General features: G+C 67.9%; 27 protein-coding genes and 1 tRNA gene. 10 read left to right on the forward strand and 18 right to left on the reverse strand.

The window, feature by feature from the left end; all coding sequences use genetic code 11:
- From AD72_RS23465 to AD72_RS23475, 3 genes are all read left to right on the forward strand, one after another.
- Positions 1-563: sensor histidine kinase (locus tag AD72_RS23465; RefSeq protein ID WP_031468730.1), on the forward strand; the 563-nt coding region annotated here is incomplete at its 5' end.
- 10 nt (positions 564-573) lie between these two features.
- Positions 574-1218 (forward strand): response regulator transcription factor, encoded by a 645-nt coding sequence (locus AD72_RS23470; protein WP_020497658.1) that lies wholly within the window; start codon positions 574-576, stop codon positions 1216-1218.
- A 198-nt stretch (positions 1219-1416) separates the two neighbouring features.
- Positions 1417-2190: a class I SAM-dependent methyltransferase gene (locus AD72_RS23475; protein WP_051898925.1), complete on the forward strand. Its 774-nt coding sequence runs from the start codon at positions 1417-1419 to the stop codon at positions 2188-2190.
- Here the strand turns inward: AD72_RS23475 and AD72_RS23480 are convergent.
- The 7 genes from AD72_RS23480 to AD72_RS23510 all read right to left on the reverse strand — a co-directional run bounded on the left by AD72_RS23480 (position 2151) and on the right by AD72_RS23510 (position 7432).
- Positions 2151-3065, reverse strand: a complete 915-nt coding sequence (locus tag AD72_RS23480) for an amidohydrolase family protein (protein WP_031468732.1) — start codon at positions 3063-3065, stop codon at positions 2151-2153. The two genes, AD72_RS23475 and AD72_RS23480, sit on opposite strands and share 40 nt — an antisense overlap.
- Entirely contained in the window at positions 3062-3544 is a 483-nt protein-coding gene (smpB, locus tag AD72_RS23485) for an SsrA-binding protein SmpB (RefSeq protein WP_031468733.1), read from the reverse strand. The genes AD72_RS23480 and smpB overlap by 4 nt, the downstream gene beginning before the upstream one ends.
- A gap of 236 nt (positions 3545-3780) precedes the next feature.
- The gene (ftsX, locus tag AD72_RS23490; protein ID WP_031468734.1) at positions 3781-4677 is read right to left on the reverse strand and encodes a permease-like cell division protein FtsX; all 897 of its coding nucleotides are present in this window, start codon (positions 4675-4677) and stop codon (positions 3781-3783) included.
- A 64-nt stretch (positions 4678-4741) separates the two neighbouring features.
- On the reverse strand, positions 4742-5431 hold the full coding sequence (ftsE, locus tag AD72_RS23495) for a cell division ATP-binding protein FtsE (protein ID WP_031468735.1): 690 nt from the start codon (positions 5429-5431) through the stop codon (positions 4742-4744).
- A gap of 112 nt (positions 5432-5543) precedes the next feature.
- Entirely contained in the window at positions 5544-6653 is a 1110-nt protein-coding gene (gene prfB, locus AD72_RS23500; RefSeq protein WP_031468736.1) for a peptide chain release factor 2, read from the reverse strand.
- A gap of 31 nt (positions 6654-6684) precedes the next feature.
- Positions 6685-7185 carry a PadR family transcriptional regulator gene (locus AD72_RS23505; RefSeq protein WP_031468737.1) on the reverse strand — a complete coding sequence of 167 codons (501 nt, stop codon included), beginning with the start codon at positions 7183-7185 and terminating at the stop codon, positions 6685-6687.
- Between the two features lie 52 nt (positions 7186-7237).
- Positions 7238-7432 carry a DUF397 domain-containing protein gene (locus AD72_RS23510; protein ID WP_031468738.1) on the reverse strand — a complete coding sequence of 65 codons (195 nt, stop codon included), beginning with the start codon at positions 7430-7432 and terminating at the stop codon, positions 7238-7240.
- Positions 7433-7629: 197 nt separating this feature from the next.
- Between AD72_RS23510 and AD72_RS23515 the strand changes: the two genes are divergently transcribed.
- Entirely contained in the window at positions 7630-9102 is a 1473-nt protein-coding gene (locus AD72_RS23515; protein WP_037347126.1) for a bifunctional phosphatase PAP2/diacylglycerol kinase family protein, read from the forward strand.
- On the opposite strand, the gene AD72_RS23520 is transcribed toward AD72_RS23515, so the two are convergent.
- The 4 genes from AD72_RS23520 to AD72_RS23535 form a co-directional block, all read right to left on the reverse strand.
- Positions 9103-9720 (reverse strand): class F sortase, encoded by a 618-nt coding sequence (locus AD72_RS23520; protein ID WP_051898926.1) that lies wholly within the window; start codon positions 9718-9720, stop codon positions 9103-9105.
- A 5-nt stretch (positions 9721-9725) separates the two neighbouring features.
- Entirely contained in the window at positions 9726-10628 is a 903-nt protein-coding gene (locus tag AD72_RS23525; protein WP_031468741.1) for a choice-of-anchor P family protein, read from the reverse strand.
- 578 nt (positions 10629-11206) lie between these two features.
- A tRNA-Met gene (locus tag AD72_RS23530) sits at positions 11207-11283 on the reverse strand.
- 75 nt (positions 11284-11358) lie between these two features.
- Complete coding sequence (locus tag AD72_RS23535; RefSeq protein ID WP_031468742.1) at positions 11359-14331, reverse strand: UPF0182 family protein; 2973 nt, start codon at positions 14329-14331, stop codon at positions 11359-11361.
- Between the two features lie 108 nt (positions 14332-14439).
- On the opposite strand from AD72_RS23535, the gene AD72_RS23540 reads away from it, so the two are divergent.
- Positions 14440-14973: a PPA1309 family protein gene (locus AD72_RS23540; RefSeq protein WP_156365343.1), complete on the forward strand. Its 534-nt coding sequence runs from the start codon at positions 14440-14442 to the stop codon at positions 14971-14973.
- Here the strand turns inward: AD72_RS23540 and AD72_RS23545 are convergent.
- Positions 14970-16034, reverse strand: coding sequence for a YlbL family protein (locus AD72_RS23545; RefSeq protein WP_231644941.1), 1065 nt, complete (start codon positions 16032-16034; stop codon positions 14970-14972). The two genes, AD72_RS23540 and AD72_RS23545, sit on opposite strands and share 4 nt — an antisense overlap.
- A gap of 85 nt (positions 16035-16119) precedes the next feature.
- Here AD72_RS23545 and AD72_RS23550 point away from each other — a divergent pair, with 85 nt between their 5' ends.
- Complete coding sequence (locus tag AD72_RS23550; RefSeq protein WP_031468745.1) at positions 16120-17553, forward strand: zinc-dependent metalloprotease; 1434 nt, start codon at positions 16120-16122, stop codon at positions 17551-17553.
- An 18-nt stretch (positions 17554-17571) separates the two neighbouring features.
- Here the strand turns inward: AD72_RS23550 and AD72_RS23555 are convergent, their stop codons facing one another.
- Entirely contained in the window at positions 17572-18120 is a 549-nt protein-coding gene (locus AD72_RS23555; protein ID WP_031468746.1) for a M48 metallopeptidase family protein, read from the reverse strand.
- A 175-nt stretch (positions 18121-18295) separates the two neighbouring features.
- Here AD72_RS23555 and AD72_RS37695 point away from each other — a divergent pair, with 175 nt between their 5' ends.
- From AD72_RS37695 to AD72_RS23570, 4 genes are all read left to right on the forward strand, one after another.
- The gene (locus AD72_RS37695) at positions 18296-18448 is read left to right on the forward strand and encodes a DUF5679 domain-containing protein (RefSeq protein ID WP_020497605.1); all 153 of its coding nucleotides are present in this window, start codon (positions 18296-18298) and stop codon (positions 18446-18448) included.
- 152 nt (positions 18449-18600) lie between these two features.
- Positions 18601-19683, forward strand: a complete 1083-nt coding sequence (locus tag AD72_RS23560; RefSeq protein WP_197285055.1) for a TOMM precursor leader peptide-binding protein — start codon at positions 18601-18603, stop codon at positions 19681-19683.
- A 60-nt stretch (positions 19684-19743) separates the two neighbouring features.
- The gene (locus tag AD72_RS23565; RefSeq protein ID WP_051898932.1) at positions 19744-21048 is read left to right on the forward strand and encodes an ABC1 kinase family protein; all 1305 of its coding nucleotides are present in this window, start codon (positions 19744-19746) and stop codon (positions 21046-21048) included.
- A 192-nt stretch (positions 21049-21240) separates the two neighbouring features.
- Entirely contained in the window at positions 21241-22110 is an 870-nt protein-coding gene (locus AD72_RS23570) for a hypothetical protein (protein WP_051898928.1), read from the forward strand.
- Here the strand turns inward: AD72_RS23570 and AD72_RS23575 are convergent, their stop codons facing one another.
- The 5 genes from AD72_RS23575 to AD72_RS23590 all read right to left on the reverse strand — a co-directional run bounded on the left by AD72_RS23575 (position 22111) and on the right by AD72_RS23590 (position 25568).
- Positions 22111-22293: a hypothetical protein gene (locus AD72_RS23575; RefSeq protein ID WP_037347145.1), complete on the reverse strand. Its 183-nt coding sequence runs from the start codon at positions 22291-22293 to the stop codon at positions 22111-22113.
- Positions 22294-22377: 84 nt separating this feature from the next.
- Positions 22378-22533, reverse strand: coding sequence for a hypothetical protein (locus AD72_RS36765; protein ID WP_156365344.1), 156 nt, complete (start codon positions 22531-22533; stop codon positions 22378-22380).
- Between the two features lie 101 nt (positions 22534-22634).
- Complete coding sequence (locus AD72_RS23580; protein ID WP_031468750.1) at positions 22635-22991, reverse strand: WhiB family transcriptional regulator; 357 nt, start codon at positions 22989-22991, stop codon at positions 22635-22637.
- Between the two features lie 123 nt (positions 22992-23114).
- Positions 23115-23321 carry a hypothetical protein gene (locus AD72_RS23585; protein WP_031468751.1) on the reverse strand — a complete coding sequence of 69 codons (207 nt, stop codon included), beginning with the start codon at positions 23319-23321 and terminating at the stop codon, positions 23115-23117.
- Positions 23322-23405: 84 nt separating this feature from the next.
- Positions 23406-25568, reverse strand: coding sequence for an ATP-dependent DNA helicase UvrD2 (locus AD72_RS23590; RefSeq protein WP_051898929.1), 2163 nt, complete (start codon positions 25566-25568; stop codon positions 23406-23408).
- Positions 25569-25604: the final 36 nt, after the last annotated feature.

Genomic DNA, 25604 nt, shown 5'->3' on the forward strand with positions numbered 1-25604 from the left:
TCGAGCGCGATCTGCACGACGGGGCACAGCAGCGGCTGGTCGCGGTGGCGATGGGACTCGGCAGGGCACGCAGCAAGCTCGCCGAGGATCCGGAGGGCGCGAGCTCGCTGATCGAGGAGGCGCACGCGGACGCGAAGCAGGCGATCGCGGAACTGCGCGATCTGGCGAGGGGCATCTATCCCGCGGTGCTCGGGGACCGTGGACTGGACGCCGCGCTGTCCGCGCTCGCCGCGAAGTGCCCGGTACCCGTGGAGGTCTCGGTGAACGTGGACCCGCGCCCGCCGACAGCGGTGGAGTCGACCGCCTACTTCCTGGTCGGCGAATCGCTGACGAACCTGGCCAAGCACGCGGGGGCGAACTCCGCCCAGGTGCGGGTGCAGCGCACCGAGGACACCGTGGTCGTCGAGGTGACCGATGACGGGAAGGGTGGCGCCGTGCTCACCCAGGGCGGCGGGCTTTCCGGGCTTGCCGACCGGGCCGCCTCGATCGACGGTGTGGTGACGGTGTTCTCCCCCATCGGCGGCCCTACCGTGGTCCGTGCCGATCTGCCATGTACACGTTAAAGGAGAACCCATGCGCGCCGTGATCGCCGAGGATTCGGTCCTGCTTCGCGAGGGCGTGCAGCGCCTGCTCGCCGACGACGGCATCGAGACGGTGGCCGCGGTCGCGGACGGGGATTCGCTGCCGGACGCGGTACTCGAACACCGGCCGGATCTGGCGATCGTGGATGTGCGCATGCCGCCGACGTTCACCGATGAGGGGCTGCGCGCCGCGCTGAAGGCCCGCGAACTCGTGCCCGGGCTCCCGGTGCTCGTGCTCTCCCAGTACGTGGAGGAGCAGTACGCGGTCGAGCTCATCTCCGGGGGCGGCGGCGCGGTCGGTTATCTGCTCAAGGAACGGGTCGCCGATGTCACCGACTTCCTCGCCGCGGTGCGCAATGTCGCGGGCGGCGGTACCAGTATCGATCCCGAGGTGGTGTCCCAATTGCTCGTGCGCAGCCGCAAGGACCCGATCGCCGCGCTCACCGCGCGCGAGCGCACCGTGCTGGAACTCATGGCCCAGGGCGCGTCGAACACCTCGATCGCGCGCACCCTCGTGGTCTCCGACGGCGCGGTGGAAAAGCACATCGGGAACATCTTCGCCAAACTCGGACTCGAGGTGACAAGCGAGGAACACCGCAGGGTACGCGCGGTCCTGACGTTCCTGGAGAACCGTTAAGAGTGCGTCTGATGACTCTCGTCCGTCGCGAGCGGGAGCCACAGAGTCCTGCGGGACACCCGCACCCGAGGAAGTGCATTGCAAGGCGGACGCTCGTCAGCAGCGGCGCTGCGCGGGAGGAGGACAACGCCGCAAGGCGCGGATCTGGCCCCGCGTAGCAGGACATGGAGTCATCAGGCGTGCTCTACCATCGCCGGAATGGCGAACGACAGAAAAGCCTCCTACGGCATCGACGCACCCTCGGCCCCCGTCGGCATGATCCTCGGCGCGATCGCGCTGATCGGAGTCGGCATCGGGTTCGTGATCATGGCCGGGTGGTGGGCGGCGTTCCCGTTCGCCGGCGCCGCCTTCGAGATCGCGCAGGCGGTCAGCTACCTGTACGCGACCAAGAAGGGCAAGTTCCTCGCCTGGGAGCGCCTGCTCGATCGCCTCGAACTGCGCGGGGACGAGCAGATCCTGGACGCGGGCTGCGGCCGCGGAATGGTGCTCATCGCCGCGGCGAAGCGGGTACCCGAGGGCAAGGTCACCGGTGTCGACCTGTGGCGGACCAAGGACCAGTCGGGCAATGCGGAGTCCGCGACGATGGCGAACGCGGAGGCCGAAGGGGTCGCCGACCGGGTCGAGCTGCGCACCGCCGACCTGCGCGAGCTGCCCTGGAAGAAGGCGCGCTTCGACGTGGTGCTCTCCGCGGCGGTGTTCCACAACCTCAAGGGGGCCGAGGAGCGCAAGGCCGCGGTGACCGAGGCCGCCCGGGTGCTCAAACCCGGCGGCAAACTCGTGATCGCGGACATCGGGCGCACCAAGGAGTATGTCGAGGCGCTCACCGAGGCCGGACTGGAGAACATCACCCGCAGCAGCGGCGGCCTCGGCTACAACTACGGGCTGATCATGCAGTCCATGGTGGTCACGGCGACGCAGCCGGGCAAACCGGCTCAGCCGGTGAAGGCGAGCAAGCGGGCCGGGGCCTCGTAGAGCACCGAACGCAGGAACCGTTCCCCCAGCCGGTCGTCCCGCGCGGCCCAGTCTGCGATCGCCCGCAGCTGGGTCGCGTAGTCATAGGGGATGTTCGGGAAGTCGGTGCCGAGCACGATCCGGTCGGCGCAGTCGGCGATCCGGGCGGGCCAGTCCGCGGGAACGGCCATCAACCGCTCGGTGAACGGGGTCCCGACCATGGTCGTGTCCAGGTGCACGTTCGGGTAGCGGTGCACCAGCTCGAGCGCACCCGCGTAGTCGGGCATCCCGGCGTGCGCGAGCACCGCGGTCAGCCGTGGATGCGCGGCAAGCACCTCACCGAACACGTCCATCCCGGTGTGCGCGCCGGGGATCGGGCCGTGCCCGCAGTGCACGATCACCGGGATCCCGGCCTCCGCGAGCAGCCCCCATGCCTTGGACAGCAGGGGATCGCGCGGATCGTAGGCGCCGACCTGAACGTGCGCCTTGGCCGCCCGCGCCCCCGACTCGATCGCCTGCCGCACGTAGTCGGCGACCCCGGGTTCCGGGTAGATCGTGCAGGTGGGCACGGCCTCGGGCACCCGATCGGCGAATTCCCTCGCCCATTCGGAAAGCCAGGCCGCCATTTCGGGTTTGTGCGGGTACACCAGCGGAGCGAAGCCGCGCACCCCGAACTCGCGCAGCTTCTCGATCCGTTCCGCCTCGGGCAGCCGGTAGTGGATCGGCCATTCCGTGCCGTAGTGCTCACTGGCCCGGTCGAAGTACGCCCACACCTTGTCCAGCACGGGTTTCGGCAGGAAATGCACGTGCAGATCCACCAGGCCCGGAAGGCCGAGGCCGCGAACCCAGGAGGCGATCTCGGCGTCCCCGGCGGGCCCGGACGTGGGCGCGCTCATGCGAGATCCCTGCCCTTCGCGAACCGGCCCATGGCGCGCTGGATCTCGCGCTGCGCGTCCCGTTTCGCGATGGCCTGGCGTTTGTCGTGCGCCTTCTTGCCCCTGGCCAGGGCGAGCTCCACCTTGGCGTAGCCGTCCTTGAAGTACAGCGAGAGCGGGACAAGGGTCAGCCCGCCCTCATGGGTCTTGCCGATGAGCTTCGCGATCTCCTTGCGGTGCAGCAATAGTTTGCGCACCCGCCGCGGCTCGTGGTTGGTCCAGGAACCGTGCGTGTACTCGGGCACGTGCAGCCCGCGCAGGAAGATCTCCCCGTCGTCCACGCTCGCGTACGCGTCCGCGAGCGAGACCCGGCCGTGGCGCAGGCTTTTCACCTCGGTACCCACGAGCGCGATCCCCGCCTCGTAGATGTCGAGGATCTCGTAGTCGTGCCGCGCCTTCCGGTTGCTCGCGATCACCCGCTGTCCGCGTTCCTTGGCCATGAGAACCCATTCTACGGGCGCTCGCGAACGCTTTCCCGTGCCAGGCGGTGTTCCGAAGCGGCGGAGCCGCGTTTCCGCCGCCCGTGCAGCTCGCACCGTGGCGGGTTCTCCGGTGTTTCCTCGCGAGGACAGCGCCGACGTGGTGTATCGGCATACATGAGGAGACGATCCCGGAGCGAGGGGGCGCCGGAGGTTCCGCTACCCGCGCCCCACTCAACCCGTTTCCGGGACAGTGCTCAGTGGCGCACGTAGAGCCTGAGCGTCACGTAGCCGGTGAGCGCGGAGATCACGATGGACACCCCGAGCAGGATCGGCGAGACCAGCAGCACATCGCCGATCCCCATACTGGTCACGATGCCGCCGATGGAGGATCCGCCGCCGCCGAAGACCGCGCCGACCAGGGCGAGCAGGCCACCGATTCCGATGACCGCACCGACAAGGCCGGAAACCACCGCCTCCAGCAGGAAGGGCAGCTGGGTATACCACCGGGTCGCGCCGACGAGCCGCATGATGCCGACCTCGGTCCGCCGGTTGAACGCGGAGAGCTGCACGGTATTGGAGATCAGCAGTAATGCCGCGACCGCGAGCACGACGGCGAACCCGAAGGCGACATCCCGGATCGTGTTGAGCTTGCTGAACAGGTCGCGCACGAACTGGCCCTGATCGCCGATGGATTTCACCCCCGGCCGGTTCTTGAACTGCTGCGCGAGCACTTCGGTCGGGGTACCCGGATTCGTCTTGACGTGCAGGGTCGCGGGCAGCGCCTGTTCCCTGGTCAGTTCGACGAGCTGGGGCTGCGCGGCGAAGATCTTCTTGAATCGCTCGAAGACCTGGTGCCGGTTCTCGTAGTTCACCTCGCGCACGCCGTAGGTGTTCTGCAGCTGGGACTTCAGGTCCGCGCACGGGCTCTGCGAGCAGCTGGTGTCGGTGGCCGAGGAGTCGTTGGTCAGGAAGATCTGCACCTCGGTCTGCGAGGCGAAGTTCTCCTGCACCTCACCGACCGCGCGGACGATGAGCAGCCCGGCGCCGAGCGTCGTCAACGAGATCGCGGTGGTGAGGATCATCGCGATCGTCATCGTGAAGTTGCGGCGAAGGCCGGTGAGGACCTCGCTGAAGACGAAACTGGCGCGCATCGGGGAACTTGGGTCCTATCTCGGTCGGTCGGTGGGTCTGGTCGGCATGCGGGTGCGCGCGGCGCTAGCGGCCGACGCCGTAAACGCCCCGCGCGTCATCCCTGATGACCTCGCCGAGCGAGAGCTCCACGACACGGCGGCGCATCGAGTCCACGATGCCGTGGTCGTGGGTCGCCATGAGCACCGTGGTGCCCGTGCGGTTGATGCGTTCGAGCAGCAGCATGATGTCCTGGCTGGTGTCCGGGTCCAGGTTGCCCGTCGGCTCGTCGGCGAGCAGCACGAGCGGCCGATTGACGAAGGCACGCGCGATGGCCACCCGCTGTTGTTCACCACCGGAGAGCTCGTGCGGCATCCGGTCGGACTTCCCGTCAAGGCCGACGAGCTCGAGCACCTCGGGGACGACCTTGCGGATCGTGTTGCGCGGTTTGCCGATCACCTCGAGGGCGAACGCCACGTTCTCCGCGACGGTCTTGTTCGTCAGCAGCCGGAAGTCCTGGAACACGCAGCCGATGGACTGACGCAGCCGCGGCACCCGGCGCCGGGCCATCCGGGCGACGTCGAAGTTCGACACGTACACCCGGCCCTTGCTCGGCACCTCTTCGCGCAGCAGCAGCCGCAGGAACGTCGACTTGCCCGAGCCTGACGGGCCGATGAGGAAGACGAACTCTCCCTTGTCCATATCGACGCTGACGTTGTGCAGTGCGGGACGCGTCGAGGTCTTGTAGACCTTCGATACTCCTTCGAGCCGGATCACGAGCGGGGAGTGTACTCGGGGTGCACGTGAAGTTTTGGTCTCACCCTGCTCTCGGGCGGGTCACGCCCGTTCACACGCTTGGAGTAGTGATCTGGGTCCTACTCCGCCGCGGTCAGTCCTCGCCGAGTTCGCGCTGCCGCCGCCAGCGGATGCCCGCCTCCAGGAACGGGTCGATGTCCCCGTCGAACACCGCGGTGGTCTGACTGGTCTCGTGCTCGGTGCGGTGGTCCTTGACCATCTGGTACGGGTGCAGGACGTAGGAGCGCATCTGGTTGCCCCAGCTGGACCCGCTGTCCTTGAGCGCGTCCATCTCGGCGCGCTCCTCTTCCTTCTTCTTGGCGAGCAGTTTGGCCTGTAGCACGCGCAGCGCGGCGGCCTTGTTCTGCAGCTGCGACTTCTCGTTCTGACAGGACACCACGATGCCGGTGGCCAGGTGCGTGATGCGCACCGCGGAGTCGGTGGTGTTCACGCTCTGGCCACCCGGTCCCGAGGAGCGGAACACGTCGACCCGGATGTCCTTCTCGGCGATCTCCACCCGGTCGGTCTCCTCGACCGCGGGCAGCACCTCGACCCCGGCGAAGGAGGTCTGGCGCCGCCCCTGGTTGTCGAACGGCGAGATCCGCACCAGCCGGTGGGTGCCCTGCTCGACGGAGAGGGTGCCGTAGGCGTACGGGGCGCTGATCTTGAAGGTGGCGCTGCGGATGCCCGCTTCCTCGGCATAGGAGGTGTCGTAGACCTCGGTGGAGTACTCGTGCCGTTCCGCCCAGCGCAGGTACATGCGCAGCAGCATCTCGGCGAAGTCGGCCGCGTCCACACCGCCCGCCTCGGAGCGCACCGTGACCAGGGCGTCACGTTCGTCGTACTCACCGGAGAGCAGGGTGCGCACCTCCAGCGACTGGACCGCCTCTCGCAGGCTGGTGAGCTCGGTGTTCGCCTCGTCCGCGCTCGCCTTGTCCTCCTCGGCCTCGGCGAGCTCGTAGAGCACCTCGAGGTCCTCCAGGCGCTGCCGCAGTCCGGTCACCCGGCGCAGGTCGGCCTGCTTGTAGGAGAGCTGGGTGGTCACCCGCTGCGCCCGCTCCTGGTCGTCCCACAGATCGGGCTTGGTCGACTCCTCCTCGAGCCCGGCGATCTCGGCACGAAGCGTGTCGAGGTCCATCACGGCCTCGATGCTGCCAAGCGTGTCGGACAGCTCTTTCAGTTCGGCGGCGACGTCGGCATTCACGACCGTCAAGCCTAGTCGCGTCGCCCGTGCTTCAGGTGGTCGGGATCGAATCCAGCAGTTTGAGCAACGCCTTGTTCTGCGCGTTCGCGAACTCGGCGATCGCCTTCGCGTACGGACCGTCCGCGGCACGCGCCGCCGCCTTGGCCGCTTCCTGCTCACCCGCGTACCGCGCCTTCGCCTGCTCCACGAGCGCGGAGCGCTGCTTCTGAGTCAGCGCGTCGGCGTGCGCGATACGCAACAACAGGGGGCTGCGGAGGTGGTCCGGGCCGGGCTCTTCGGTCAGCCAGGACTTGAAGGCCTTCTTCCCCGCGGCGGTGATCAGGTACTGCTGCGAGGAGCGGGGGCCCTGCTTGCCCTCCCGGACGAGCCCGGCCTCGGCCAAGGCGGGCAGCTCCCGGTAGACCTGGCTGCGCGTCACGCTGAAGAACGCGCCGAATCGCTCACCCGCCGCCGAGATCAGCTCGCCGCCGGTGCGTGGACCATCGTGCAGTAGACCGAGCAACGCTGCCGCGGTCGCATTCAGTGCAGACACGCAACCACCGTGCCACGCCGTTCTCCGTCTGTCCACAGTGGCCAGTCGCGGTTCAGAAGTCGAACTCGCCGTCCTTGACCCCCTTCAGGAACGCGCTCCACTCCGCGGCCGTGTACCGCAACGGCGGCAGGCCGCGATCCTTCGTGTCCCGTAACAGCACCCCGCCATCGGCCAGTGGTGCCACCTCGACGCAGGTTTCCGCGCTGCCACCGGAATAACTGGAGGTGCGCCAGGCGTGCTCGGTCATCTCGACTCCTCGGGTCCGGAGGAACACTGCCCGAATATAAGTATAGAACTCTATGATCAACCTGTACAGCCGGAAGCCCTGCGAACCGGATACCCAAAACTCGCCCGCAGCGGGGAGAGTCCGGCATCGGCACCACGGTCGGGGGACGCGCAGCGGAGCACGTGCGGATCTCACATCCGCTTTCCTAGGATCACGCAATGCTGAAGCGGATCGGACAACTCGACAGGAAGCTCACCCGGCACAGCGCTCGGCTGTCGACGCCTCCGGTGGATTCCGCCCTGCGCCAGCTCTCCAGCGCGGCCGACCACGGGGTGCTGTGGTTCTGCTCGGCAGCCGTGCTCGGCGCGCGCTCCGGCCAGGCGCGCCGCGGCGCGATCCGCGGACTGGTCGCGATCGGCATCGCCAGCGCGAGCGTGAACCTGGTCGGCAAGCGGCTGTTCGGCAGGCAGCGGCCCAGCAGCGCGCACCTGCCGCTGCACCGGCGCGCGGTGCGGGAACCGAACTCCCCCGCGTTCCCCTCCGGCCATGCCGCTTCGGCCGCCGCCTTCGCGACCGGGGTCGCCCTGGAAAGCCCGCCGGCCGGTCTCGCCTTCCTCCCGCTGGCCGGGGCGGTGGCCTATTCGCGGGTGCACACCGGGGTGCACTGGCCATCCGATGTGGTCGCCGGAACCCTGATCGGCACCTCGGCGGCACTGCTGACCAGCTACTTCTCCCCCGTTCGCGAGGACGAGCCGAGGAGTGTGCCGCCCGCGGCGAACGGTCCCCGGCTGGACGAGGGCGAGGGGCTGCTGTTCGCGGTGAATCCGTATTCCGGGGACGGTTCCGGGTGGGACACCGTGCAGGCGAACTGGCCGCGCGCGCACCGGGTCGAACCGGGCGAGGGCGAGGATCTCGGTGCACTGGTCCGCGCCCGGATCGCCGAGCTGAACCCCGTCGCGCTCGGAGTGGCCGGTGGGGACGGAACGGTGGCCGCCATCGCGGCGATCGCGGCCGAGACCAGACTGCCGCTGGTGGTGCTCGCCAGCGGGACGCTGAACCACTTCGCGCGGGACGCCGGGTGCGGAACCCCCGCGCAGGCCGCGACGACCGAAGGCACGACCGCCCGCATCGATCTGGCGAGTGTGCGCGTGGATGGTGCCGAACCCCGGTGGATCCTGAACACCGCGAGCCTCGGGGTCTATCCGCAGATCGTGGCCGAACGGGAACGGCTGGAGCACCGGATCGGCAAATGGCCCGCCGCGGCGGTCGCACTGGTCCGGGTGCTGCGTTCCGCGGAGCCGCTCGAGCTGACCATCGACGGGAAACCGCACCGGGCGTGGACCGTGTTCGTCGGCAACAACGCCTATCTGCCCTCGGAGTTCACTCCGGGATACCGGCCGTCCATGGCGAGCGGGCTGCTCGATGTCCGGATCATCCTCGCCGATGGGCCCTACTCGCGGCTGCGGTTCATCCTCGCCGCGCTCACCGGTTCACTGCACGAGACGAAGACCTACCGCCGCAACTGTGCCGAAACCTTGAGTGTGCGCAGTGAGGCCCCGGTCCGGCTCGCGACCGACGGGGAGGTCGGCCCGCGCGGGACGCGGTTCGAGTTCCGCAATCACCACAGCGCGCTGCGGATCTACCGGGACCTCACCACACACAGCACTCGTACCGTCAGCCGGACGAAGTGATCACTGCTGCAGCTGGCCGTAGACGATGGTGTTGTCCTTGTAGCTGCGTTTGCTGGCGTCGAACTCCCCGCCACAGGTGATCAACCGGACCTGGGAGTCCGGGGTGTTGCCGTAGACCTCGTCGCTCGGGAAGGACGTCTTCGGGATCTGCTTGATCTTGTTCACGATGAACGTGGCCACCGAACCGTCCTTGCGGCCGATGAGCACCTTCGCGCCCTTTTTCACCTCGTGCAACCGCCAGAAGATGCCCTTCTTGTGATTGCCGTCGATGTGGCCGAGGATCACCGAGGGACCCAGCTGCCCCGGAGTCGGGCTGTACTTGTACCAGCCCGCCTGCAGCGGCTGGCTCACCGGCGGGATCTCGACCGTCTTGTCCTTGTTCAGCCCGAGCGGAACCAGCGAGGAGTTCGCGTCGATGCTGGGCACCTTCACCCAGGTCGGTTCCGAACGCGGCATCCCCTTCGCCGCCGCGGGTGCGGCATTGGCCGCGGATTTGCCCGCGCCCTCGTCCCCCGAGCCGCAACCGGCCAGGGTGATCGTCGCTACCAGGGCAAGCAACACGGCCGCCAACCGGAGTGGTCGGCGGCCGTGTCCTGCCCGCCATGTGCTGGCGTGCATCAGATTCAGCCTGCCACGGCCGCGAGGCTGCCGTCACCGGTCTCCGGCGCGCCCTTCGGCACGACGCTGACCTGCGGGGTGCCCGGGGTGGTCGCGCCACCGGTGGACCCGCCGTTCGAGCCGCCACCGTTGTGGTCGCCGCCGCCGTTGTTGCCGCCACCGTTGTGGTCACCGCCACCGTGGTGCGGCGGGGTGGTCGTCGGAGGCTTCGGCTTGTCCGTCGGCGGGTTCGGCTTCGAGTCGGTCGCCTTGCCGCAGGTGGAGGAGGCCAGCACGATGTCACCGCTGCCGAGCGCCTTGGTCACCTTGCCGCCGAGCAGCTGCACGTGCAGCGCGTTCACGGTCAGGGAGCCGTCGGAGTTCTTGACCTGCTCGTTCGCGACGATCTTCGCGACCTCGGGGATCTCGATCTTCAGGTTCGGGGTACCCGCGTGGATGTTCCCGAGCTTGCCGAGGTCGAGGTTCGCGAGGTCCGAGCTACCGGTGATGCCCTTGCTCGTGGCGACGCACTTCGAGGTGATCACCGAGGCCTCCGGCGTCTTGCCGACGACACCCTTGAGCAGCGGGAGCGTCGCGTCGACGACCTTCGCGGAGGAGGTCACCTTGCCCGACTTGGCGTCGTGCTTGCTCGAGCTCGAGACCACGGAGGCGTTGATGATCGGCTTGAGCTCGGCGCCGACGACCTCGTTCTTGGTCTTGCCGTCCGTGCTCGACGCGGCCATCTTGCCGGTGCCGACGTGCACACCACCCAGGACTCCGGGGAGCAGCTTGACTTCGGCCTCGGCACCGTAAGCGGAACCGTGACCCGGCTTCGCCGTGGCCGCCGCTGCGGGTGCAGTGGCCGCGAAGATCGCCGCAGCCGCGACGACACCGGCCACACCACTGGTGGCCAGGAGCTTTCCGCGCATCAATAATCCTTTCGCATGACCTGGAAGATTGCCCCCGCCAAAGCGCACCATTCCCGCCGACTCAGTGCATAGACCAATGGCTGGACGAGAGCGGACAGGAAATTATCAAGAAAGCCCGGGAACACAAAGTGGCCCGGAGCACCCTATTTCGACGCCCTATCCGAAAAGTGGCGTTACCGACAGGAAAATGAACACGGGCGGGATGTAACGCCGCAAATCGGCCTGAGACGATTCTACACACAGTAGAGTTGCTATCGGCCATTCATCGTAATAGGCGGAGTTTCTTAGGCCAACAGGGTGGTAGATCGACCCGAACAGGTGCATCCCATTACTCGGGCGCCACCTTCTCTATCCGTAATCACCGATACGGTGATCCGTGACGACCCCCCGCGGAGCACGAGCCGGACATCCGGCACGAATCCCTGAAACACTCGCCCGGTCGCGCGCGGCCGGGTTTTCGCAGGAGCGTTTTTCGGAGCGAACAATCCGTTCGGGAAGACAAATGTGCAAAGCTTTCCGGGAAAAACGAGGGCACAAAAAATCGGGCTCCCGGATATTTCCGGGAGCCCGATTTCAATTGGTAGCGGGGACAGGATTCGAACCTGCGACCTCTGGGTTATGAGCCCAGCGAGCTACCGAACTGCTCCACCCCGCGTCGGCGTGTTGAGAACACTCTATCCCACGCCTCCACGGCCCCTCGCACGGGGGGTGGTTACCGCGTTTTCGCCGCTCAGCCACCTCCGCTTTGGCCGCCGTTGGCACCGGACTGATTGCCCTGCGCGGACTCGAAGCGCTTGGTGGCCTCGTCCAGTTGCTTGTAGGCCTCGCCGAGCTTGCCGAAGTCACCGCTGCGCTGTGCGTCGCGCACCTGCTCCAGCGCGCCCTGAATGTCGCGCACGGCCGAAGACAGCTGCGGGCTGACCCCGCCGCCCCCGCCACCACTCGGCGGCGGCTGGCTGGACGAGGAGGGCGGCGGCTGCTGCCCCTCGTTGCCCTGGTCGCTGCCCGGCGTGCTGTCCGAGCCCGGGGTGAGCTTGTTCAGCGCGTCCTGCAGGTTGTTCCCGACGCCCACCTGGTTGTTGTAGGAGACGAGCACCTTGGCCAGGTTCGGATACGAGTCCTGCCCGTTGCGCTGGATGTACACCGGTTCCACGTACATGATCCCGCCCGCGACCGGCAGGGTCAGCAGGTTGCCGAACTTGGGCTCGACGTCCTTGTTGCCGAACAGGGTGCGGTCGGTGGTGAACGCGGGGTTGGTGTCGAAGGCGTTCTGGGTCTGGAACGGTCCCCTGGTCTGTGCCCCGGACGGCAGGGTCAGCATGGTGAACTTGCCATAGTTGCGCGGATCGCTCGACGCGGAGAGCCAGCCGGCCATGTTCTGCCGGTTCAGCGGGGTGAACGTGGAGGTCAGCTGGAAGGTCGGAGAGCGCTGTCCGGGTGCCTGCGCGAGCACGTAATAAGGCGGCTGACCGGGCGCTTCCCTGCTCGGCCGCAATCCTGGCTGGGCCGCCGGGGTGTTCTCCTCGTGGTAGGTCGGGTCCTTCGGCACGCTCCAGAAGCTGTTCTGCGAGTAGAACTCCTGGGGATTGCTGACGTGGTACTTCGCCATCAGGTCCCGCTGCACCTTGAACAGGTCCTCCGGGTAGCGGAAGTGTTCGGAGAGGGCGGGCGGGATCGCGCTCTTGGGTTTCACGGTCCCCGGGAAGACCCGCTCCCACGCCTTGAGCACCGGATCCTGCTCGTCGACCGAGTAGAGGCTGACCTTGCCGGTGTAGGCGTTCACCGTGGCCTTGACCGAGTTGCGGATGTAGCCGATGTTCCGGTCTTCCTGGGGCCGGACGCTGCCCCCGGTCGTGGACACGTTCGTCGCCTGCGCGAGCGGAGTCGACTGGGAGTACGGGTACTTGGACAGCGTGGTGTACCCGTCCACGATCCATTCGACCTGACCGTTGACCACCGCGGGATACGGGTCGCCGTCGGTGGTCAGCCAGGGCGCGACGGCCTGCACGCGGTCACGCGGATCCCGCTTGAGGATCACCCGCGAGCTGTCGTCGATATCGTTCGAGAACAGGAAGTTGCGTTCGGTGTAGTAGGCGGCGAAGGCGAGCCGGTTGAACCAGTTGCCGATCTGGACCCCGCCCGAGCCCTGGTAGGTGTACTTGGGCTTGTTGTCCGCGTCGTACTCGCGCGGCGCGCCGGTGCCGCCGCCGACGATCGCGTAGTCGTCCGGCGAGCGGTTGAGCAGGCCGTAGTAGATGCGCGGCTGGTTGACCCGCAGCCCGCCATCGCCTGGATGGTCGAGATCGCTGACCTTGATGTCCGGGTAACCGCCCTCGTCGCCGGACTTGATCTGGTTGGCCGGGGCCGCGACGAAACCGTTCCCGTGCGTGTAGACCAGGTGCTTGTTGATCCAGTCGCGCTGGGTGTTCGCGAGCTTGTTCGGATCGATCTCCCGCGCGGCGACGATGTAGTCCTGCTTCTTGCCGCCCACCGTGTAACGGTCGATCCCCAGGTTGTCCGGGAACCCGTAGAAGTTCTTGTTCCCGGCGCCGAGCTGGGTGAACGTCGGCGAGAGGATGGCCGGATCGAGCACCCGGATGTTCGACATGGTCGGGTCGTCCTGGCTGACCTGGGAGATGGGCTTCGCCGACTTGCCCGGGTCGTAGGGAATCCTGTCGATCTTGTCGCCGGTGATCCCGTAGGCCTGGCGGGTCGCCTGGATGTTGCGCTCGATATAGGGCGCTTCCTTCTGCTGCGCGTTCGCGCTCACCGAGAACTGCTGCATCAGCAGTGGCCAGACGGTTCCCACGAGCAGCGCGGAGAGCAGCATCAGCACGAAGGCGATCGCGGGCAGCTGCATATTGCGCATGAACGCGCCGACGAAGAACGCGACCGCGCAGAACACCGCGATGCACAGCAGGATCAGCTTCGCCGGGAGCAGCGCGTTCACGTCGGTGTAGGAGGCGCCGTTGAACTTGTCCGAGTGCCCGGAGAACAGTGCCTCGTACCGGTCCAGGTAGTAGGCGCCCGCCTTGAGCAGCACGAACAGGCCGATGAGCAGCCCGAGGTGGATGCGCGCGGGCACCGAGATCTGTCCCCCGCGCCCGGCGAGCCGGATCCCGCCGAACAGGTAATGGGTGATCAGCGCCGCGAAGAAGGACAGCGTGATGGCGACGAACAGCAGGCTCTTGATCCACTGGATGAACGGCAGGGTGAAGACGTAGAAGCCGATGTCGATGTGGAACTGCGGATCGGTCTGGCCGAAGGAGCCGCCGTTGAACAGCAGCTGCACGGTCTGCCACTGCGCGGTCGCGGTCCACCCGGTGATCAGCCCGATCAGCGCCGGGATCCCGATGATGAACAGCTTCCGCCTGCGCACGATCGTCGCGCGGTACCGGGTGAGCGGGTCGTCGCTGCCGGTCACCGGTACGAACACCGGGCGGGTGCGATAGGCGAGGAACATCGCGAGCAGCACCGCGCCCGCCATGAACACCCCGGCCGCGAAGAACAGCACGATCTCGGTGACCAGCTGGGTGCCGAACACCGAGCGGAAGTTCACCTCGCCGTACCAGAGCCAGTCCACATATTTCGCCAGCAGCCGGTTCCCGAGCACGAGGACCAGGAGGATGAATACCCCGATACCGATCAGTATCTTGCTGCGCCGAGACAACCTCGGCAGTGCTCCCGCAGGCCGACTGGCCACCAGACACGCTCCACACAGGTCAACGTCGAGTACATCCCCTTGCCCGACCCTAACGTGCCTGACCACGCCACCAGTTCCCGCATGCACACGGCGTGCCACGATGGGGCGGTGGCAGAACAAGACGCGAACGCGGCGATGCTCGGTGGCCTCGCCCGCGAAATCGAAGAGTTCGTCGGATCGGCGGGCTGGGATCAGGGCCCACAGCTGTTCGCGCTCGTTCCGACGAGCGTGCTGATCGCCGAACAGCCCGAGCTCGCCGAGCAGCTCGCGGAGGCCGCCGAGCTCACCCCGATCGCCCAGGAGGGACTGCCCGCCGAGGACATCGGCGAGGCGCTCGCGCAGATCGAATGGCCGGAGACGGTGCACGGCTGCGCGCTCGCCCAGGAGATCGTGATCCTGCCACCCGAAGCCCAGGCCGAGGTGGACGAGCTCGGCGAGAACGACGAGCACCTGGAACAGCTCGCCGCGCAGCACCCGCAGCGCCGGGAGGCCCGCCTGGTCGCGGTGGTGCACCGGAACGAGGTCGCCGCCTGCGTGCTACGGCTGCGCGCCGCGGCGGACGAGGAAGAGCCGGAGGAGATCGTGGAGCACCCCGACCTCGCCCCCAACCTGGTCGAGGCGCTGCGCACCACGCTCGCCTAGCAGTGCGGGACGGCCTGCCCGGAGCGTAGTTTGCGCAGGTCGGTGACGGCATCGGTGAGGGAACCGACCTTCACCAGCTGCATTCCCTGCGGGGCGGTCGCCTTCGCCTCGACGCAGTTGCCCGCGGGCACGAGGAAGGTCGAGGCGCCCTGTTCCTTGGCGGCGATCAGCTTGAAGTTGATCCCGCCGATCTGCCCGACCCGGCCCTCGCTGTCGATCTCCCCGGTCCCCGCGATCGTCTTGCCGTCGGTGAGCTGCTCCGGGGTGAGTTTGTCGATGATGGACAGCGCGAAGATCAGCCCGGCCGAGGGACCGCCGACGTCATTGAGCCGGATGCCGATGTCGAACGGCACATCGGCCCGGTTGGTCGGGGTGAGCCCGAGGAAGCCGAACGCGCCCTGCGGGTTGCGGCCCAGCTTGATCTGCTCGTCCCGCGGCTGCCCGCCGTGCTGCGCGGTGACCTTCACATCCACCGACTGCCCCGGCTTGGTTCCGCGCATGACGTCGAAGACCTGCTTGGCCGTGGTCACGTTCTTCCCGCCGATCGCGAGGATCTGATCGCCGGCCTTGATCTTCTTGTCCGAGGGGCCGCCGTTGACGATCGTGTTCGCCAGCACCTTGGTCGGGAAGTGCAGGTAGCTCAGCGCGGCGACCTCGGCGTTGCTCTGCGAGCTCTCGAACTCCTGGGTGTTCTGCTGGTTGACCTGCTGGCGGGACTGCCCCGGTGGGAAGTACGCCTCGCGCGGGGCGAGCGCCTCCCGGCCACCGAGCCAGAGGCCCATCGCGGCGAACAGGCTGAGGTTGTCGGTGAGCGAGACCGTGGTCATCCGCAGCTGGCCGGTCGTCGGATACGTCTTCGGCCCCTTGCCGATCTCGATGACGTCCGCACCGTCGTGTTTGCCCAGGGTGTTGAAGGTCGGACCGGGCCCGACCGCCACATAGGGAACCCGCACGAAGATGCCGATCAGGGCGAACACGATGACCAGTCCGAAACTGAACAGCACCGTCCACGTTCGCCTGTTCCACCTGCGCCCGGACGGCGCCTCGGTCTGTTCACTCACGGGCGCCAGCCTAGAGCCCTGGCGACCTGGCCTGTTCGCAGGCGGCGATACGCGTTTCGCGCGCACTCCGCGTACGGTGGGAGGCATGACCAATATGCCGTTCGGGTTCTCTCAGGGCGAGCCCGAGGACCCCGACAAGCGAGGCGAGAACGAGCAGGGCCCGCAGCAGGGCGGGTTCGGCTTCGGCGCGCTGCCCGGGGGAATGCCGGGCATGCCCGGTATGGGCGGCCCCGGCGGGGAGAATTTCGACGTCGGCCAGCTCGGCCAGATGCTCTCCCAGCTCGGTCAGATGCTGTCGAACGCGGGCACGTCGAGCGGACCGGTCAACTACGACCTCGCCAAGCAGATCGCCGTGCAGCAGCTCACCAACGCGGCCGGGCTCGCCGGTGCCGATCAGCAGAAGGCGGTCACCGATTCGATGCATCTCGCCGAGATGTGGCTCGATCCGGTGACCACGTTGCCGGTGGGTGCCCGCGAGATCAGCTCCTGGTCGGCCCGGGACTGGGTGGAGCACACCCTCGAGACCTGGCAGCGGCTGTGTGACCCGGTCGCCCAGCGGATGTCGGGCGCCTGGGTGGAAGCGCTCCCCGAAGAGGCGAAGCAGGCCGCGGGCGCGCTGCTGGGCATGCTCGGCCAGATGGGCGGGATGGCCTTCGGCTCGCAGCTGGGCAACGCGCTCGCCCAGCTCGGCTCCGAGGTGCTGACCTCCTCCGATGTCGGCCTCCCGCTCGGCAAGCCGGCCACCGCCGCGCTGCTTCCCGCGAACATCGAGCGGTTCACCGAAGGCCTCGAGCGCCCCGCCTCCGAGGTGATGGTCTTCCTGGCCGCGCGCGAAGCCGCCCACCAGCGGCTGTTCGAGCACGTGCCGTGGCTGCGCGAACGCCTGCTGTCCACCGTCGAGGAGTTCGCCCGCGGGATCACCGTGGACACCGCGGCCCTCGAGGAACTGGCCGGACAGATCGATCCGAACAACCCCGCCTCGATCGAGCAGGCGATGAGCTCGGGCATGCTCGAGCCGAAGCAGACCCCCGAGCAGGAGGCCGCGCTCACCAGGCTCGAGACGCTGCTCGCGCTCGTCGAGGGCTGGGTCGACGTCGTGGTCAGCGAGGCCGTCGGCGAGCGGTTGCCCGGGGCGAACGCGCTGCGCGAGACCCTGCGCAGGCGGCGCGCCTCCGGTGGACCGGCCGAGCACACCTTCGCCACCCTGGTCGGCCTCGAGCTGCGGCCGCGCAAACTGCGTGCCGCCTCCGGGCTGTGGAAGCTGCTCGGTGACCGGCTCGGTATCGAGGAGCGGGACAAGCTGTGGTCGCACCGGGACCTGCTGCCCACCGCCGAGGACCTGGACAACCCGACCGACTTCGTCGACCGGCTCGCCGGAGCGGAAGCGGGCTCGGACGAGTTCACCATCCCCGATGACCCGATCGCCGCGATCAAACAGGCCGAGCGCGAGGAGCAGGCGGCCAAGGACAAGAACGAGGACGAGGACGAGGACGACGAGAAACCGGGCGAGCAGGACTGACCGCCCGGTTCGGTCCGCCTATTCCGAATCTTCCGTATCGGCTTCCTCATCGATCGGCCAGCCCGCCGCGGCGGCCAGCCCCTCGAGGTAGCCGATCGCGCGCTCGGCACGCGGGTAGCGGTTCACCATCTCCCAGAACGAGTCGTCGTGCGCCGCGATCTTGAGGTGCGTCAGCTCGTGCACCAGCACATAGTCGAGTACCCAGCCCGGCGCTTCACGTAGTCGGCTACTCACTCGGATCGTGCGCCTGCTCGGCGTGCACGAGGCCCAGCGGGTGCGCATCGGCGGTACCCAGCGGATCGCTTCCGGTACCAGGGCGGGATCGAGATAGGTCTTGGCCAGGTGCTGACAACGCGCGAGCAGCGCGGCATCCGATTCCCCCGCCGGTGAACGCCTGCGTTGTTCACTGCGTTGCAGGCGGCTGACCATTTCATCCACCCAATGGAGTTCCTCCCGTTTGCTCATGCGCGCCGGGAGGAGTACGACCACTTTGTCCCCTTCGCGATACGCGCTGACTGTGCGGACTCGGCGCTTACTGCGGCGCACCTCGATGCGCGGTTCTGACACGAGTCCACAGTACGTCCGATCACCGACAAAAATGGACCGCTCACCGGAAAACCACCGGCCCGGGCAGACACACCGTGGCCCACATGCACAAATAGACACCCATACACGGGTAGCGTGCGAACAAACCGAGCACATCACGACCTCGGAAAAAGGGAATAGTCAAGGAGTGTGAGTCGTGGCGGATCAGTACAACGGATACTGCGTCAAGTGCAGGGAGAAGCGCGATTTCCAGGGGGAGATCAGCGAGACCAACGGTAGGCGAATGGCCAAGGGAACCTGCCCGGTCTGCGGCACGAAAATGACCCGTATCCTGGGCAAAGCCAGCTAAACCGACACCGTGACTCCGCCGGTCGCGCGTCAGCTCGGCCGCGGATTCTTCGTCGCTATCGCGCGCGAACATTCGATTCGTACGCGTCAATGGTTCCATTGACGCGGTCGCCGGTATTCCAGGCGAGGCCGGAACCGTGCCAGGGTTCGGTCATGAACCAGATAACGAAGCACGCGAACACTCCGCGAAGATCACTGTCCAGCCGTCCTCGGCTGTTGCCGGGCCTCACCCTGCTCAGCAGGGCCCCGGACGTCGCACAACTCGGGCACGCCCTGTGTGTCACCGGCTCGAAGCGGATCTACGAGTTGCTCCGTGGCCTCGACGGCAGGCGCAGTTACACCGAGCTGCTGCAGTCCGTCGCGGAACCGGAACTGCTCCGCGAACTCGTCACCGACCTGGATGAATCCGGGCTGCTCGAGGATACCGGATCGCGTCCTCCTCCCGGCAGGCTCGATGGCGATCTAGCGGCGCGGGCACTCGAGGGCGCGCGCCCGCGCGCCGTGCTGGAGGCGCGTGCCAGGGCGGCCGTGGTCATCCACGGTGACGGCCGGATCGGGATCGCCACCGCCTTGGCGCTGGCCGCGGCCGGTGTCGGGCGCGTGCACCTCGCGGCGGGCGGGACCGTGCGTGCCCAGGACTGCGGCACCGGCTACCGCGAAACCGATGTCGGCAGACCACGCTCGACGGTCGCGCCAGAGCTGCTGCGCACCGTGTCGAGCACCGCGCGGTTCGACAAGCTCTCCCCGAAACGCGCCCCCGATCTCGTGCTGTTCACCGATACCCCGGCGGCCCGCCCGGAGATCGCGACCGCGCTGCACTCCGCGGGCATCCCCGCGCTGCTCGCCTATCCACGGGACGGGACCGGAGTGATCGGCCCGCTCATCGTCCCAGGCCAAACCGGGTGTGTGCGCTGTATCGATCTGTGGCGCACCGGCAACGATCCCGGCTGGCCGCGCATCGCGACCCAACTGGCCGATCTGCCCCAGCCCTGCCCGCTCGCCGTCGCGCACCTGACCAGCGCCATCGCGAGCGCGCAGGCACTGCGCTTCCTGGACGGTGATCCGCTCGGGCAGCTGCGCGACGCCGCGGTGGACGTCGAACCGGACACCCTGAACCTGCGGTGGCGCACGTGGCCCCCGAATCCCGCGTGCACGTGCGAACGGCAAGCAGGGCACGAACCGGCACCGTCATCCGAATCACATCCGGCACGCCAAGCAACACGGGAGAGGGGGTAGTTACCTGCGCCGGTGCACGGCAAACTAGCGAGGGTGAGTGACGAACTCCCGCGCAAATCGATGCAACGCACCGCGAGGCTGGCCAGCCTGCCGTTCGGCGTGGCCAGCCGGGTCGTCGGCGGGTTCGGGAGGCGGATCGCGGGCGGTAACGCCGACCAGATCAACGCGGAGATCTCGGCGAAGACGGCCGAACAGTTGTTCACCGTGCTCGGACAGCTCAAGGGTGGCGCGATGAAGGTCGGCCAGCTGCTCTCGGTGTTCGAGGCCGCGGTACCCGAGGACATGGCCGCGCCCTACCGGGAGGCACTCACCAAGCTCCAGTCGGCCGCTCCCCCGATGCCCTTCGAGACCGTGCAGACGGTGCTCACCGAGCAGCTCGGCACCCAGTGGCGGGAGCGGTTCACCGAGTTCACCGAGGAACCCGTGGCTTCGGCGAGCATCGGCCAGGTCCATCGCGCGGTCTACCGGGACGGGCGCACCGTCGCGGTCAAGGTGCAGTACCCCGGCGCCGACGAGGCGCTGTACGCGGACCTTCGCCAGCTGCAGCGGTTCTCCAGGCTGATCCAGACCGTACAGCCGGGTGTGGAGGTCAAACCGCTGCTCGCCGAGATCCAGGAACGCGTGGTCGAGGAACTGGACTACCGCACCGAGGCGAACTACCAGCGCACGTTCGCCGAGGCGTTCGCCGACGACGAGCTGTTCGTGGTCCCCAAGGTGGTGGCGAGTGCCCCCAAGGTGCTCGTCTCCGAATGGATCACCGGAACCCCGCTCGCCACGATCATCGCCGAAGGGGACCAGCAGCAACGGAACCACGCCGGGTACCTGCTGGCCCTGTTCGGGTTCAGCTCGCCGAACCGGGCGCACCTGCTGCACGCCGACCCGCATCCCGGTAACTTCATGCTGCTCGCGGACGGCCGGATGGCCGTGATCGATTACGGCGCGGTCGCCAGGATGCCCGAGGGCAGCCCGCGCGGTCTGGGCGAGATCGCCACCATCGCGCTGCACGACGATCCCGAGGAACTGCTCGCCATGCTGCGCGCGGAGGGGTACGTGCGCGAACACGTCGAGGTCGACGCGAACGCCGTGCAGGCCTTCTTCGCGCCGTTCGTCGACGCCTGGCGCCAGGACCGGTTCCAGTTCAGCAGGGACTGGCTGCGGGTCGAGGCCGAACGGGTCACGGACCTGCGCGGCAAGGACTTCCAGACCGGGCGGATGCTCAACCTCCCGCCGGAGTATCTGCTGGTCGTCCGGGTGCTCGGTGGGCTCACCGGCATCCTGTGCCAGCTCGGGGCCCAGGTTCCGGTGCGCGGAATCGCCCACCGCTGGCTCAACGGTTTCGAGGACGAGCACGCCGAACAGCACTGAACCGTGAGTTGTCCACAATTCCTCAGCAGAGTTATCCACACCATGGTGTGAATGGACCATTCACGACGTTAGTTGTCCACATTTTTGGCAAATTGCAGGACGGGAATTCACCGGCCATGCATCATTGACTCCATGCTCAGAGAACAACACCCAAAGTGGGGGAATACAGCCAAACCCGTATCGGAGCGGGCCATGGATACCGCGGATCACGGGGTCACCACGCTGGCGAAACTGAAAGCGGCCGGGATCTCCGAGCACGCGATCGCCACCCGGTGCCGGACCTGCGGGCCGTGGCAGCGGCTGTTCGGCAAGGTCGTCCTGCTGCACACCGGAGCCCCGGACCGCGAGCAGTTCCTGCGCGCCGTGTTCGCGCATCTCGGCCCCGGGACCGTGCTGACCGGGGCGGACGCGCTACGGCGGCATGGGGCGCGGCTGGAGGTCCCGCGAGGATCGGTGCATGTGCTCGTTCCGGCGAACCGGAGGGTGGGCAGCCCGTCCGGGGTGATCGTGGAGCGCACGACGCGCACCCCGCGCACCATCGAGGCCGACGGGCTCCTGCTCGCCGCCCCGGCACGGGCCTGTATCGACGCGGCGCGCAAACAACCCGGTTGCGACTCGGTGGACCAGATCCTGCTTGCCACCCTGCGCGACGATCTGTGCTCCCTGTTCGAGCTCGAGACCGAGCTCGAACAGGGCAGCCAGCGCGGCGCGGCGACCGTGCGCGCCCGGCTCCGCGATCTCTCCGGCAAGCTGTCCTCGATCAACGAGCAGCGGGCGCGCCGCATCTGCGCGGCGAGCCGGATCCCGGCACCGCTTTGGCACGCCGCGCTCACCGACGCCGAGGACCGGCCGTTGACCGTGGTGTCGGCGCACTGGCCGGACCTCGATCTCAGCTGGGACTTCACCCCGAGCGGGCACCACGCGAAGCTGCTGAACGAGCAGGGCAGGGCGGCCGTGCACACCCCGCCGCGCATGCTCGCCAGGGACGCGGCGCGGGTGCGCACGCTGCTCGAGACGGCCTATCTCATGGCGGGTGACCGTTCGGCCAGCCACACGCCATGATCACCAGTACTCACTCGGCAGCTTGCCCTCGATATCCCGCAGATGCAGCCGGGCGCACGCGGGACACAGCCAGGATTCCCGTTCCGATGCCCGCTCGTGCACCCAGGTCAGCCGTTCGGCAGCGGGTGCACCCTGCCCGAGCACCAGACCACAGCGCCCGCACGCGATCGCCTCGGCATCCATCGCGATCACGGTACTCGCCGGCCGGGGTCGCCGGAGCGTCCCCGACCGGCGAGGCGCGCGAGAACCGACGCCCTCGGGCGCGAATCAGCTGTCGCGGACCTTCGCGGCGCGCTTCGCCGCCCAGCCCGCGAGCCGTTCCCAGCGGCGGATCGCCAGCATCCGGTTCGCGGTGCGTTGTTCGGCGGCCACGCGCTGGTCCTCGCGCATTCGTATTCTCGACATATCCTCGTAGATCAACATTCGCTTGGTCTCCTTCGTTCGTAGCCCGGTTGGTCGGGAAGTCGGGATCGGGGTTTTCTCGGCGTACCGCCGATTCGCGGTCTGAACGAGTCGAATGCGGGTCATGCGACGAATTCCTCCTGCCTGGTCTGGTTCTTGCGCGGACGTCCCCTCGGCCTCTTGCGAGCGATGACGGTTCCTCTTTCGAAGATCTCGCCACCCCACACGCCCCACGGCTCACCGCGGGACAGGGCACTCGCCAGGCACTCTGCTCTGATGGGGCAGTCCGTGCAGAGTTTCTTGGCCTTTTCCAACTCGGCCGGGGTGTCCCCGAACCACAGGTCCGGATTGCCGAGTTGGCACGGCAAGTCGGTACGGCCCGTCCCGGCTGCGTCGAGGACACCTGCGATGCCGGTACAGGATTCCTCGTCGAGTTCGGGTACGGCTCCACCGTCGACTGGAACCGTTGCGGTCAACACTTGCTCTCTCTCCTTGTCTCCTCGGTTCGATATTCGGTTGTGGGGAACGGCCCCCAAAACACAAGAAGGCCGCGGAACCGATCACGGTCCGCGGCCTTCTCGTGCCTTGAGAGTCCTCGTGGGTCAAGGGCATCGGTCCGGTACGGACGACAGCATCGGCATATCTGGGGTCATCACGACCTGCTTGGCCGCCATCTGCACGCCAACGGTGCTACGGCGCGCGCGAGTGATTCCGGCGGACTGTGCGCAGGCGCGCTCGAACTGGCCATGAGCGCCGAGGTGACCGTCGATTTCCATGAACTTGAGAACCACTTCGGCCACCTCCTTCATCGCTACGCACGCCGCCCCGCTCGGGAACCGGCGCCGGGGAACCCTTCCCCATCCACGGGCCACGTTGAGCCCGGTGCTTGCAGGCTATTCGGATCGGGTACGCGGGTGCAACTCTTTTTTCGAATCTTCTTCCGCGAGCCCCGTCACGGCGATCGGATCGCCCCCGACCAGGGCAAGGACATCCTCGCCGAACCGTTCGAGCTTGGTCGCGCCGATCCCCGGGATCGCGACGAGCGCACGGGTATCGGCCGGTTGTTGTTCGGCGATCGCGAGCAGTGTGGCATCGGTCAGCACGACGTAGGCGGGCACACCGAGCGACTTGCACTTCGCCGAGCGCCATTCCTTGAGCCGCGCCAGCAATTCATCGTCCACATTGGACGGACAATGGTCGCAGCGGCCGAGTTTCACGGCCAGCGCACCGGTGAGCGGCCCGCCGCACACCCGGCAGGTGCCTCCCCGTTTCCCGGTTTTCTGGCCCGCGGATTTCGGCAATCGCGCTGCCGGGTGATCCTCGGGAATCACCCCATAGAGAAAGCGGCTGCGCCTGCGATTCGGTTTTCCGCCCTCATGCCGGGAAAGCGCCCAGGACAAGGACAGCCGTTCACGCGCGCGAGTGACACCGACATAGAGCAGCCGCCGTTCCTCCTCGATCGCGGCCTCGTCCCCCTCGGCGTGCTGGATCGGCATCGTGCCCTCCACGAGCCCGACACAGAACACGGCATCCCACTCGAGCCCCTTGGCCGCGTGCAGCGAAGCGAGGGTCACCCCTTCCACCTTCGGCGGGTGCTGCGCGTCCGCGCGCTGCTCGAGTTCGCGGACGAAATCCGCGACCCCCGCCTGCGGAACGCTCGCGGTGAGTTCCTCGGCGAGTTCGACGAGGGACAGCAGCGAACCCCACCGGTCGCGCGCCGCACCACCCTCCGGCGGTTCGGCGGTGAGCCCGAGCGGAGCCAGCAGCTCGCGCACCCTGCCGGGCAATGGTTCGCTCGTCTCCTCGGCCGTGCGCAGTGCCGCAAGCGCTTGCCGTACCTCGACCCGGTTGAAGAACCGCTCCCCGCCACGGACCAGATACGGCACCCCGGCATCGGCGAGCGCCTGCTCGTACCGCTCCGACTGCGCGTTCACCCGGTACAGGACGGCGATCTCGCTCGCCGGGACTCCCTCGGCGATCCACCGCTTGATCCGCCCCGCGATCGCGGCCGCCTCCGCGTGCTCGTCCGGGTGCTCGGCGAACTCGGGTTCCGGTCCCGGCTTCCGCTGGCCGACCAGGCGCAGGCGGGTGCCCGCGGGACGGTTCCGCGCCGCCCCGATGACCTGGTTGGCGAGGGAGACCACCTGCGGGGTCGACCGGTAGTCCCGCTCGAGCCGGACCAGGGTCGCCTCGGGGAACCGCCTGGTGAAATCGAGCAGCGGACGCGGCGAGGCGCCGGTGAAGGAATAGATGGTCTGGTTGGCGTCGCCGACGACGGTCAGATCGTCGCGCCCGCCGAGCCAGGCTTCCAGCACCCGCTGCTGCAACGGGGTCACATCCTGGAACTCGTCCACCACGAAGCAGCGGTACCGGTCCCGGAACTCGTGCGCCACCTCGGCGTTGTCCTCCAGTGCCGCGGCGGTGTGCAGCAGCAGGTCGTCGAAATCGAGCACCTGTGCCGCGGTCTTGGCCTCCTCGTAGAGCGCGTACACCTTCGCGAGGAGTTCGGGCGCGACCGGAGTGTCCCGGTGCGCCCTGCTCGCGGCGGTGGCGTACCCGTCCGGGGTGATCAGGGAGGCCTTCGACCATTCGATCTCCGAGGCGAGATCACGGAGCGATTCCGGCTCGGTGGACACGCCACAACGATGCGCCGCCCGCCCGACGAGCTGCAGCTTGCGCTCCACGAGCTCCCACGGGGCGCCGCCGATCACCTTCGGCCAGAAGTACCGGAGCTGGCGGAACGCCGCGGCGTGGAAGGTGCGCGCCTGCGCCGAGGCCACGCCGAGCGCACGCAGCCTGGTGCGCATCTCCCCCGCCGCGCGCGCGGTGAACGTGACCGCGAGCACCTGACCAGCCGCGACGTGCCCCGCGGTGACCAGCTGCGCGATGCGATGGGTGATCGCCCTCGTCTTCCCCGTCCCCGCGCCGGCGAGCACACAGACCGGACCGCGCGGAGCGAGCACCACGGCACGCTGCTCGTCATCGAGCCCCTCGAGCAGTGTCGGTGCCAACTCCCTCGGTCCTCCCTCGCGCATCGGCTCAGCCTTCTCAGCCATCCTCGCAGATGCCTACGACACTCCCGGCCGTATCCT

Source organism: Sciscionella sediminilitoris, assembly GCF_000737195.2.
Classification (GTDB): domain Bacteria; phylum Actinomycetota; class Actinomycetes; order Mycobacteriales; family Pseudonocardiaceae; genus Sciscionella; species Sciscionella sediminilitoris.

Coding starts and splice junctions, on each gene's coding strand:
- AD72_RS23470 (WP_020497658.1), top strand. CDS start 574: ATGCGCGCCGTGATCGCCGAGGATTCGGTCCTGCTTCGCGAGGGCGTG.
- AD72_RS23475 (WP_051898925.1), top strand. CDS start 1,417: ATGGCGAACGACAGAAAAGCCTCCTACGGCATCGACGCACCCTCGGCC.
- AD72_RS23480 (WP_031468732.1), bottom strand. CDS start 3,065: ATGAGCGCGCCCACGTCCGGGCCCGCCGGGGACGCCGAGATCGCCTCC.
- smpB (WP_031468733.1), bottom strand. CDS start 3,544: ATGGCCAAGGAACGCGGACAGCGGGTGATCGCGAGCAACCGGAAGGCG.
- ftsX (WP_031468734.1), bottom strand. CDS start 4,677: ATGCGCGCCAGTTTCGTCTTCAGCGAGGTCCTCACCGGCCTTCGCCGC.
- AD72_RS23510 (WP_031468738.1), bottom strand. CDS start 7,432: ATGACCGAGCACGCCTGGCGCACCTCCAGTTATTCCGGTGGCAGCGCG.
- AD72_RS23515 (WP_037347126.1), top strand. CDS start 7,630: ATGCTGAAGCGGATCGGACAACTCGACAGGAAGCTCACCCGGCACAGC.
- AD72_RS23520 (WP_051898926.1), bottom strand. CDS start 9,720: ATGCACGCCAGCACATGGCGGGCAGGACACGGCCGCCGACCACTCCGG.
- AD72_RS23525 (WP_031468741.1), bottom strand. CDS start 10,628: ATGCGCGGAAAGCTCCTGGCCACCAGTGGTGTGGCCGGTGTCGTCGCG.
- AD72_RS23550 (WP_031468745.1), top strand. CDS start 16,120: ATGACCAATATGCCGTTCGGGTTCTCTCAGGGCGAGCCCGAGGACCCC.
- AD72_RS23560 (WP_197285055.1), top strand. CDS start 18,601: ATGAACCAGATAACGAAGCACGCGAACACTCCGCGAAGATCACTGTCC.
- AD72_RS23565 (WP_051898932.1), top strand. CDS start 19,744: ATGCAACGCACCGCGAGGCTGGCCAGCCTGCCGTTCGGCGTGGCCAGC.
- AD72_RS23570 (WP_051898928.1), top strand. CDS start 21,241: ATGGATACCGCGGATCACGGGGTCACCACGCTGGCGAAACTGAAAGCG.
- AD72_RS23575 (WP_037347145.1), bottom strand. CDS start 22,293: ATGGATGCCGAGGCGATCGCGTGCGGGCGCTGTGGTCTGGTGCTCGGG.
- AD72_RS36765 (WP_156365344.1), bottom strand. CDS start 22,533: ATGTTGATCTACGAGGATATGTCGAGAATACGAATGCGCGAGGACCAG.
- AD72_RS23585 (WP_031468751.1), bottom strand. CDS start 23,321: ATGAAGGAGGTGGCCGAAGTGGTTCTCAAGTTCATGGAAATCGACGGT.
- AD72_RS23590 (WP_051898929.1), bottom strand. CDS start 25,568: ATGGCTGAGAAGGCTGAGCCGATGCGCGAGGGAGGACCGAGGGAGTTG.